This is a genomic window from Pontiella sp., from assembly GCF_041622395.1.
Classification (GTDB): domain Bacteria; phylum Verrucomicrobiota; class Kiritimatiellia; order Kiritimatiellales; family Pontiellaceae; genus Pontiella.
In genome coordinates, this window is record NZ_JBFJYW010000110.1 from 1 (window position 1) to 10,804 (window position 10,804).

The 10,804-nt window shown below is 61.0% G+C and carries 5 protein-coding genes; 1 reads left to right on the forward strand and 4 read right to left on the reverse strand.

From position 1 onward, the window contains the following. Window positions 1-534 precede the first annotated feature (534 nt). Entirely contained in the window at window positions 535-1,245 is a 711-nt protein-coding gene (locus tag ABYO54_RS08000) for a DNRLRE domain-containing protein (protein ID WP_372807727.1), read from the reverse strand. Between the two features lie 229 nt (window positions 1,246-1,474). Between ABYO54_RS08000 and ABYO54_RS08005 the strand changes: the two genes are divergently transcribed. Then, window positions 1,475-2,545, forward strand: a complete 1,071-nt coding sequence (locus tag ABYO54_RS08005) for a LacI family DNA-binding transcriptional regulator (protein ID WP_372807728.1) — start codon at window positions 1,475-1,477, stop codon at window positions 2,543-2,545. Between the two features lie 7 nt (window positions 2,546-2,552). On the opposite strand, the gene ABYO54_RS08010 is transcribed toward ABYO54_RS08005, so the two are convergent. The 3 genes from ABYO54_RS08010 to ABYO54_RS08020 all read right to left on the reverse strand — a co-directional run bounded on the left by ABYO54_RS08010 (window position 2,553) and on the right by ABYO54_RS08020 (window position 10,178). Next, complete coding sequence (locus ABYO54_RS08010; RefSeq protein WP_372807729.1) at window positions 2,553-4,157, reverse strand: GH39 family glycosyl hydrolase; 1,605 nt, start codon at window positions 4,155-4,157, stop codon at window positions 2,553-2,555. Window positions 4,158-4,219: 62 nt separating this feature from the next. Beyond that, entirely contained in the window at window positions 4,220-6,568 is a 2,349-nt protein-coding gene (locus ABYO54_RS08015; RefSeq protein WP_372807730.1) for a glycosyl hydrolase family 95 catalytic domain-containing protein, read from the reverse strand. Window positions 6,569-6,698: 130 nt separating this feature from the next. Next, window positions 6,699-10,178, reverse strand: a complete 3,480-nt coding sequence (locus tag ABYO54_RS08020; protein ID WP_372807731.1) for a hypothetical protein — start codon at window positions 10,176-10,178, stop codon at window positions 6,699-6,701. Between the last annotated feature and the right edge of the window lie 626 nt (window positions 10,179-10,804).

Consider the following 10,804-nt stretch of genomic DNA (forward strand, 5'->3'; position numbering starts at 1 on the left):
GATCGGCGATCCCGACTTACACAGCACCCGGCGCCAAACGGCTTGGCGGCGGGGCCGGACCCCGATTCATCGAACGGCTGAAAGGTCTCCTTCGTCAACCGTTTCGGCCCTACAATCCGCCGCAGACCGTCAGGATGCCGGTCCGACATTCCATGCAATCGCCAAAACGTATGAAGTGGAGGCAAAATAATCGGTGCGTCGGGTTATAAATTATTCGGAAGTGATTCTGCCAATATCCTCTGCTCTACGCCGTGTCCTGCCGATTTTAGGACCACTGGCTTTAGAGCAGAGAAACCGGCCCGGTGGACCGTTCTACGGTTCGCTCGACTCTCCATAAAAACAACGGAAACGCCGGGGCTGCGGGGATCGCGACTGAGCCACCTCGAAGCGGCGGCTCGACCCGACCGCGCCGGCATCCGTGCGACAGGGTCTGTGGCTTCCGGGCGCACCCATAGAAAAGGAGCGGCAGCCGCCGCTCCTTTCCAAACCAATCCGTTTAACCGGCCCCGGGCAAAGCTCCGGGACCCAACCCGCTCAAATCATGAACCGGCGGCGGATGAACAGGATGCCGGCACCGAACGCCGCAACCAGCCCCAGCGTGGCCGGTTCCGGGATCACGGTGGTTGCCAGCGTGACACCATCCATATATGCGCCATTCGTGGCGTTATCGCCGTTGTCCGCACCGAACAGAGTGATTCCGTAATTTTCCGTAGAGCCATTCACCCAGCCCTGAACGAGGGAGGTAACGTCAACCGTGAGATTGGTCGCATTTGCGTAATTCGCCACATCGACGAGCAGGGTTACCTGATCCGCAGAGGCGTCGCCCCATGCATAATCAGGATTACTTAAAGTGGCGTCGACCGTGTCGTCGTCCCAGTCGCCACCGGCAACCACCCCGAACATCAGGTCCATGCCATGGTTCACGTCGTTGAGTCTGCCCACATAACCGATGGAAAGCGTCGCCGAAAAATTGGCGTCGTTTACATCACCCACCGAGAGGGAACTCGTGTCGAATTTGAGGAACGTCGCGACCATGCGGAATGTCGATGCAGTTTCACGATCCCGCACGGTGTACCTAAAGGCGGCGCCATTATCGGGACCCAACGTACCGGTATCCGTCGGAACGCCAAAGGGGGCCACATTCCCGTCGGCTTTGATGCAAATTTCATCCGTGAGCGTGAGAAAATCGGCTTGCACCCCGATGGCCCCAATCACCAATCCACATATTATTGCTCTATATTTCATTTTTATCTCCATTTCCTTTTTTGTTCGCTATGCCGTACCGGAATCGTGCACGGCACCACTCAGAACGGTGTATGGATACCGCACGTTGAACACCGCGGCGACCAATGGAAAGGTTACCTTGTTAAACCCACCGCGATTTCCAATCGTTTGCATTGCTTTGGGAGCAAATTCCAGTAGATTTCCGTGCGTTTACTTGGTAACCCGAAAAACCGCACCCAATGAGGTAGACATGCCCAACAAGAACGCCAACGAACCGCCGGAAAACGAACGCCATCGGAGCGTGACCCTTCGCGATATTGCCAAGGAGCTCGGGATCTCCCATGTAACGGTGTCGCTGGCCTTGCGCGACCACCCGCGCATCTCCGCAGCCACCAAGCTGCGCGTTCAGCAAAAGGCCGACGAAATGGGCTACCACCCCGATCCGATGCTGTCTGCCCTTTCCCATTATCGGCTGAGCAACCAGGAAAAACCGGTGCAGGCCACCTTGGCATGGATCAACCCCTTGCAACATCCGGGGCGGCTCCTGAAACAAGAGGAGTTTTCGCTCTACTGGAAGGGGGCGGAAAAAGTCGCCCAGCGACTGGGGTTTCATCTGGAGGAGTTCAGGACGGCGGATCTTTCGCTGCCGCGCATGGACACCATTTTCAAGACGCGCAGCATTCGCGGCCTGCTCATTGCCCCGCTGGCGTGGGAGATCACGCCGATCCACTGGGACGACTTTCCTTGGAAGGACTATGCCGGCGTGCGTTTCGGGCGGAGCGCGCAAGGCCCGCTCTACCATTTTGTGACCAGCGCCCAGGTCTCCGGCAGCGCAAGGGCCTTTGAACGGGCCAATCAAAAGGGATACCGGCGCATCGGTTATTTCGGCCTGAACACCCCCAGAAGAATGTTTGTTGCCGGCTACCTGCGGGCGCAGCAGACCGTGCCGGCCAACCAGCAGGTGCCCCCGATGTGCTATGAGGCCAACGATACGCCCGAACAGCAGCAGGAACTCCTGGCCGCCTGGCTTGCAAGCAACCGGCCCGATGCGATTCTAACGGACAACCAACTGCTCCCGTCCATGCTGCATGAACTCGGCTACCGGGTCCCCGAAGACATCGGAATCGCCACCACGAGCATCCACGACACGCCGATCGATGCCGGCATCAACCAGAACCCCGAAGAAATCGGCAAGGCCGCCGTCCGCATGCTGGTCTCCCTGATCAATGAGCACCATTTCGGCATTCCGGAAGTGCGCAACCAGATCCTGGTCGACGGGAAATGGCAGGATGGCTCGATGCTTCCCGACCGGCATGCGTAGCCGGTGGTCAAGGGAACGGCGTTGTTTGAAGCAGGCTTAGCAGCCCCCAGGGCTCAAGCGTCCGGGCAATGCGAAGGGTGCCGTCATGCGCGACGCAGCAGGTTTGCACGGCGGTGGCCCGCGCCGCCTCCTTGAGCTGCCGGGTTTGCTCGCGCGAGATCGGATCGGGCGATCCCATCCGTTTCCAGGCCGACAGCGCGTCGCCATGGTCCCGATCCACCCGCTCGACCACGAACTCCGTTCCGGGGGCCAGCCCCGTGAGCTCGATCACCATTTCGACGGGCGATCCCATGGCCAGGGTCTGTTCGGCGACGGCGCGCGAGTCGAACGATCCCGGCACGGTTTGGGCGACTTCCGGCGGATAGTGATAGGCCAGCGCAGCCAACCGGCCGGTTTGCGGATCGCGCGTGACCATGCCGTTGCCGGAACGGGCAAGCACTTCGCCGCCCAAGGTGTTCAGCAGGCGGTACGCATGGAACGTCGGCTTCGGAATCCCTTGGAAATTAACCATGCCGAAGCCGCCGTGGAATGCCGTATCCCCCGCCCCGCTCTCTTCGAAAATATCCGTGAACGTCCAGAACGAAAGCGAGTCCACGTAGCCGATGGAATCGATGTTCGCCTTCGCCACGTAGGTGGCCGCCTGGAGATAGTCGTGGGTGAAATCGCGCGGGGAGGAACTGCAATTCCACTCGGTCAGGTGGATCTCGGCGTCGGGGAACGCGCCGGCATCCATGATCGCGCGAAGCAATTGCAGATCCTGCGGGGTCGCGTCGACGCCGCGCGTCAGCTTCATGCCCGTGCCATGCTCGTCGAGCGCCCAGTCGGTGGGATAGGGATGGACGGAGACGAAATCGACCGGCAGGTGGTTCTCGGCGCAGAAGGCGAGGAAATCGTCCAGCCAGACCGGCTTCCACTCCAGCGCATCGAGATCCTTTGCGGCGGTGACGGTTTTGTGTTCGGAAAGGTTTTCCGTTTCGCCGTCGAACCGACCGTCCGGCACAAAGTTGCTGGTCGAAGGCCCGCCGACCTTCAGGCGCGGATCAACCGCTTTGATGACTTCGGCGGAAACCTGGTAGAGCTTGAAATATTCGCTCTTGGTGCCATGCCAGAACGGCTCGAGATTCGGCTCGTTCCAGACTTCGAAATACCAGTTCGCCACTTCGTCGATGCCGTAGCGGGCCACCACGTGCTCCGCGAAGCGGCGGACCAGTTCGCCCCACTTGCCGAAGTCGGTCGGCGGCGCGGAGTGGCCCTTCCACCAGAAAACCGTTTCCGACGGCCGCGCCAGATCCCCGGGGCAGAAGCCGAGCTCGATGAACGGGCGGACCCCCAGGTCGAGCAGGCGGTCGAAGATTTCGTCCACATACTGGAAGTTGTAGGTAACGGAGCCGTCCGCGTTTTGGCGGTAGACGAACATATCGTCGTGGAAGAGGCCATGGAACCGGACGCGCTCGAATCCGCATTCGCGGTGCACCAGCGCCAGCTGTTCCATCCACCCGGCGCGCAACGCCTCGGCGGCGCGCCCCGCCCCGACGCACGGGCTCCAATGCGGGCGGTATGTCTTGATCGCCGGGCCCTGGGCATCGGCAGCGAATGTGATTGTGTGGTTCATGAAATCCCTTTCAACAAGACGGCGGGTGTACGCCCCGGAAACGTTCGTCCGCGCGGCCCGTGCTATTGGCCATTCCAGAGGAAGACCTCGCCCTGGGCGAGTGGCTTCGCGAAGGTTTTATCGCCGTAACGGAGGTGGAGCGGATTGCCGTTGAGCGACTTGATGCGGGCCTGGGTCAGCACCCCGCCCTTCCAGGCGATGTCGACTTCGAATCCGCCGCGGGCGCGCAAGCCCCGAACCGAACCTTCCGGCCAAACGTCCGGCAAGGCCGGCAAGAGATGGACTTCGCCGTCGTGGCTCTGCAGCAGCATTTCGGCGAACGCCGCCGTGCCGCCGAAGTTGCCGTCGATCTGGAACGGCGGATGCGTATCGAAGAGATTGGTCAGCGTCATCTTGGTCAGCAGGTTGGTCAGCAGCTCATGGGCTTTGTTTCCGTCGTGGAACCGCGCCCACATGTTCACCTTCCAGGCCATGCTCCAGCCCTTGCCGAGATCGCCGCGGGCAATCAGCGATTTGCGCGCGGCTTCATAGAGATCCGGCGCGGCGTTTTTGGTAATCGATTTCCCCGGGTGCAGCCCAAAAAGGTGGGAGGTGTGGCGGTGGTGGGGATCGTTCTCCCGGTAATCCTCGATCCATTCCATCAGCCGGCCGGTTTTCGGGCTGATCTGCACCGGCTGCAGCCGGTCCAGCGCATCCTGGAGTTCTTGCTGGAATTCCGCGTCGAACCGGCCGGACGGATCAATCTCCCGGGCGGCTTCCTGCAACCCGGCGAACAGATCCTGGATGATTTCCAGATCCATCGATGCGGCATAGGTGAACTCGATTTTGGTTCCATCGTCCATGATGAAGGCGTTTTCCGGCGAGTGCGACGGGTTGGTGACCAACTTGCCCGCGGCCGGGGTTCCTGCCGGAGCTTCGACCAGGAAATCGAGCATGAATTGGGCCGCCCCCTTCATCAACGGGTAGGCGCGTTCGGCCAGGAACTCCTTGTCGCCGTTGAACCGGTAATACTCCATCATGTCGCGCACGGCCCAGGCCGCGCCCATCGGCCAAACGCCCCAAACCCCGTCGGCCGGCGCCGTCATGCCGAAGAGGTCGGAGAGATGGTGGATGGTCCAGCCGCGTGCGCCGTAGTGCACCTTCGCGGTTTTTTCGCCGAACGGCACCAGGCTTTCGAGATAGTCGAAATACGGCAGGCTGCATTCCGCCAGATTGCACACCTGCGCGGGCCAATAGTTCATCTGGAAGTTGATGTTGAAGTGGTAGTCGCTGTTCCACGGGGCCTTGTAATAGGGGTTCCATTTCCCCTGCAGGTTGGCGGGCAACGACCCCGGGCGGGAACTTGAAATCAGCAGATAGCGTCCGAACTGGAAGTAGAGCACCTCAAGCTGGGGATCGAACGTTCCGGCCTTCACCGCCTGCAACCGTTCATCGGTCGGCCGCTGGACCGCGTCGGTTGTTCCCAGATCGAGTTTAACCCGATCGAACAGCGGTTGGTGGGCGGCGATGTGGGTTGCGCGCAGCTGGGCGAACGGCTTTTGGCCGAGCGCCTGCCGGTAGGCATCGCAACGCGCCGAGGCATCGCCGGAAATGTCGGTTGCGCTGTTATAGCTCGTTGCGCCGACGATCAGGAGCGTCGCCTCGTTCGCGTTGGAAACGTCCAGGACGCCATTGCTGGAAACGACGGCACCGCCGTCCACCAACGGGAAAAGCTGCGCTTCGTAAGCGACGCCGAGCTTGCCGCGCAGGATCAGGCGGTTGCCCGAAGCCGATTCCGTCGTGGCGTTTTCGCGGGCGAGACGCGCGGCGAAATCGATCTTGCCCGGCCGGCTCGCCTTGAGGTTGACGACGATCGCCTGATCCGGTTCGCTCACAAAGACTTCCCGCACGTAGTCAACGCCGTCCACCGTATACTGGACCCGGCTGATGCCCGTGGTCAGGTCCAGCTCGCGGCGGTAGCCCGCCACCTTATCGGTGTCGGGAAAATCCAGCAGCAGGTCGCACAGCGTTTGGTAGGATTTAACCTTGTAAGGCGTGCCCAGCATGTTCGCGGCCGCCAATTTTTTGGCTTCGGCGTTTTTCCCTTCGAACATCAGGCGCTGGACTTCCGGCAGCGCCGCCAGCGCCTCGGGATTGTTATAATCGGTGGGCTCGCCGTCCCAGACCGTCTCTTCGTTCAGCTGAATCCGCTCTTGGTTGACGCCGCCGAAGACCATGGCCGCCAAACGGCCGTTGCCCACGGGCAGCGCCTCGGTCTCCCACTGGGTGGCCGGCTTGCGGTACCAAAGCGTCAGCGGCTCCGCCGGCGCCGCGGCCTCCTGAACGAATTCCATATCGGCCTTCGGATTGTCGGGCGTATCCGCGGAGGGCCTCGCCCCGTACGAGGTTCCCGCCGCAATCCCACCGATCATCAATAACCCAAACCGCACCTTACGCATTGCTGTATCCTCCGCCGTTAAATTCTGCCGTCACAAAGGCCCCCAAACTAGACGGTGCGCAATTTTGTGTACAGCCAGAATCCCAACCAACCGTGCTTCCGGCCTAATCCGTCGTTTCGCCGCGGAGCCATTCGCCGTCGCGGGTTTCCCGCACGGAAATCCGGATGTCGTTGCCCGCCCCGTCGAATCCCGCGATGGCGATTTCCTGCACGCGGCCATCGTTGAGCTCCACGACCAGCTCGTCGGCACTCTTCGCCGTCACGGATTTCACTGCGGATTCCGATTCGTAGGGTTCGATCACGGAGAGATAGCGGGCGTCTTTCCCGGTGGAGCGAACGGCCAGGGTTTTACGGCGTTGCGCTTCGTCGCCCATCGGGAAGTCGCCGCCGATCGTCGCCTTGAAGGCAACGGCTTTCAAGCCGGAAAGGTCCACCGTAACGGTGCCGGATTCCTTGCTGTTTTCCGGCATGCCCGGCGTCGAGCGGTCCATCGGCACGCCTTCGATCTTGATGGGCCCGCCATAGTAATCCCGCCCCGCCACCTTGGGCCGGCGGATGTTTTCATACCGGGCCGGCAACGCGGAAACGAACACCTCCGAGCCGTCGTCGAGCACCAGCCGGGCATCGCCCCAGAAGAGGGTGTTGTTCTTCGGTTTTAGGGTTTTGGTTTTCAGCACCAGCTCCTTTTTCCCGGAGATATTGACTTCGATATTGCGAGCGCCCAGCACCCAGGCGCCGGTGCTGTCTTCTTCGACCACGTCGCCATCGGCGATCACGCTGTACCAGACGCGCTTGTTGACGCCGAAGTTCTCGGGCGCGGTGCCGATCATGATTTCGTTGTTCCGAGGCCAGGCATTGAACACATCGATCATCAGTACGCCGTCCTCGCTGTTCGGCATACGCGCCCCTTCGTTGTCCGCCCCCTCGCCCCAAAGCGTTCGGAACGATGCGCGGGACGTGCCCTCCGTCCGATACCAATCGCAGTCGGTGATGAACTGCGCCGCACCGAACGGGTCCGTGCTCATCTGGCCGTCGTGGCGGAGCGGTTCGCACCGGTCGGCCGTGATGCCCTGGAAGCCCTTGATCTGCATCAGCCAGTCGAAGGTGTGCTCCTCTTCCCCGGCGAGGTGGTCCGCCAGCACCACGTAGTCGTCCATCATGATCATCAGGCGGCGCTGCGCGATGTTCTCGGTGTAACCGGTGCAGCTCCCGTATTCCGGCGCATCGTCCGGGATGCGGAGCGAGCGGTCTTCCTCCTCCGCCTTTTCCTTGAAGGTCATGTTTTCCTTGCCCGAATAGATCATGCCGCCGTAGGGCGGATGGCTCCATCGCGAGACGCTTTCGACGGAGGCGGCCTGCATCATGTCGCCTTCGTAGAAGAAGGTGCGGAAGCTCTCTTTGGGCTCCTGCTGTTTCTGGTCGACCACCACCATGTTTTTGGTCATGGAGGTCTGGACGAGGAATTTGTAGAGATAGGACCCGTAGCCATACCAGAACATTTCCGGGTTATAGAAGCTGCGGCCATAGCGCATCATGCTGATGAAGTTGAGCCGGTCGAAGTGGCCGTGGTGGCCGCCGTGCGAGCCATAGTGCAGCACCGCCTGGATCTGTTCGCGCTGCTCGCGGCCCGTGGCCTGCGAGCGCAGCATCACGGCTCCGAAGTTGTCGGCATAGGCCGACTGCGCCATTTTTTTGGAGGTTGGGTCCGGCAGCTCCGGCACGCCGTAAAGCAGGTCGCGCTTTTCGCCGCGGTTGATGACCGCCGCATATTCGGGATCGCCATAGAGATAGTACGCCAACTCATACGGCGTGCCGGTCACCACGTCTTCCTTGGCATCGTTTACCGCAAAGATGACGCCGCGGTAATCGAGGAACGGGATGACGGCATCCCACATATCCTTGATGCCAATGTTGTTCTGGTTGATGGTGCCCCATTTTTCGAACGCCATGCCGTGGAGTCCGGCAACCCGCCGGCTGGCCTGCAGCGAAAAATACGGCGTGGTGCCGATCGGGAATTTGCGGTCCTTGAGATTGATGCCCCACGGCTCCAGCGCAATCGCGATTTCCGAAAACTCGCTGGCCACCCAGGTGTTGTAGCCCACCGCGCATTCATACCACCAGCCGTCGCCCATGATGCCGTGGTAGATCTGCGCATAGATGCCCGACGGGGATTCCAGCAGCTGCTCGACCAAGTGCCAGTCCTGCAGCGCGAGCGCGCAATAGACCGCCCCGCTCAACTCGGCCACGTTCCAGTTGCTGATGGCGCCGCGCGCGTTGCCTTTGATGGTGCGGTTGATATAGAGCCGGAAGGTTTTTTCGATCAGGCGGTGGTCTTCCTCGGAAAACACGCCGGAATCGCGCACCATGTCGTAGGCGCGCCCGACCCCCTGGAAAAAGACGCCTTCCCCGACAAACGACATATTCCCGCCGCGGAGCGTCACCGGATAGCCGTCTTCCTCCCGAACGAGGCGGCGCAACAGTTCCGCAACCTTCTCGGCATACGCCTTGTTCCCGGTCAACTGGTAGGCAATGCCGCAGGTCTTGAGCGGAAAAGCGTCGGTTTTATTGAAAAGCGCCTGCTGCGGATCCTTGGGATCGAACCGGGCCTGCGGCACCTTCCACTCCGAAGCATCCTTTTCGTATTCCGCCAACGCCTGCTTGGCCCAGTCATGGTTGGCGACCTTGTTGCGCACGTCTTGCCACTTGTCGGCGGTGAAGACGATGTTGGGCGTTGGAACCCGAACGGCGGTGTGAAACCCGATGGTTTCGGATGCGGCCCCCTTGCCATCCGGGATGGCTTTGATGATCTGTTTCTCGCGGATCCCTGCCGGAAGCGATGCCGGAACGGCCACCCAAACCTGAACCGTTTTCACTTCGCCCGGTTCCAACTCGAACGCGGAGGTTTCGAGCGAAACGATCATCGATTCCCAGCCCACCCGTTGAACATGCAACCGGACGCCTTGCTTCGCGTCCGAGGTGTTGCCGACCGTAAATTCGTATTGAACCGAGCCTCCCGCTTCGACCGAGCGCCCCTGCACGACTGCTTCGAGCGCGAGCCGCTCGCCCTTGACCACGCGGACATTCCGGATCTTCAGCCGTTGGTTTTCCGCGGAATTCACGACGATCTCCAGCGCCTTCACCGCCTGCAGCGTATTGCCCTGCTGGCCGATGTTTACATCGAACAGACTCCAGGGCAGATAAACCGTTTTCCACCCCGCCCCGGCCACGAGGGCCTTGGCGGTGGACACCGGATTCAGTTCCATATGGTCGAGCGGATCGGTCTTGATGGCGGCAATTACTTCCGCCGTGGTGGGTTCCTCCAGAAAGAGCTCGAACGAGAGCCCGGCATAGTCGTACCAATCGGCGGAATCGCCGTAGAAGTTGCGCATGAGCCCCGGGTAAACCCGGTTCTGGTTGTGGTACACATAAGCAATCGGTTCGCCGCTCCCGAACTCGGCTTCGTTTGTCGCGGCCCCGGAAATCCCCGACCAATCCGACAGATCGGGACGCCCCACATCCATCCGAAGTCCGGCCTGCGCGACGGATGCCGCCGCGAGCATGAAAGCAACTATTCGTAAAATCATTCTTCAACTCCCCTACCATCTATAGCGTTGGTTCCGCCGCCGCACTCCGCCACGACCGAGCAGTATGGTATACCGAACCTTCGCGCCCGATGTAAGCCGGAGCAGTCCACCGGCACCGGCTTTCTGGGTTACACTGTTAAGCATCCGCGCGCGTTCGGCCATCGTCCATTCCAAAAGAAGACGATGGCCCGCCGCAACCGAATCCTCATTGGCGGCGGGCTCTATTGCTTCCGACGTCAAACCTGGAGAGGCACGGGCTCCGTGCCTGGGTCGCAGGGCCTGCGCCCCTCCAGCCGCAGCGAATTCGTGGAGCAGGCAGGATGCCTGTCCTACTTTCCATGCAATCGCCGAAACGAATGAAATGGAGGCAGAAAAATGGGGCGGCAGAAAAATTCCGGTGAGGCAGCGGGAAGGGAGCTTCGATTGCGCCTAAGGTGCAACACAATTTAGCCTTGGGCATCGCCCAAGGACGAGGGCGATAAAGAAACCTCCTTGTCCTGAAGGGACAACACAAGTCGCGAATGCTATCGCCCCTTCGGGCGAGGGGATTGGATTGCGCGGGATTCATGGGGCTGCGCCCCATGCTAAATTGTGTTGTGCCTTTGGCACACGGCGCTCCAAAAAAC

Excerpts from the sequence above, each read along its gene's own strand:
- ABYO54_RS08010 (WP_372807729.1), bottom strand. The coding sequence starts at position 4,157 with ATGAACCACACAATCACATTCGCTGCCGATGCCCAGGGCCCGGCGATC.
- ABYO54_RS08000 (WP_372807727.1), bottom strand. The coding sequence starts at position 1,245 with ATGAAATATAGAGCAATAATATGTGGATTGGTGATTGGGGCCATCGGG.
- ABYO54_RS08005 (WP_372807728.1), top strand. The coding sequence starts at position 1,475 with ATGCCCAACAAGAACGCCAACGAACCGCCGGAAAACGAACGCCATCGG.
- ABYO54_RS08015 (WP_372807730.1), bottom strand. The coding sequence starts at position 6,568 with ATGATCGGTGGGATTGCGGCGGGAACCTCGTACGGGGCGAGGCCCTCC.
- ABYO54_RS08020 (WP_372807731.1), bottom strand. The coding sequence starts at position 10,178 with ATGATTTTACGAATAGTTGCTTTCATGCTCGCGGCGGCATCCGTCGCG.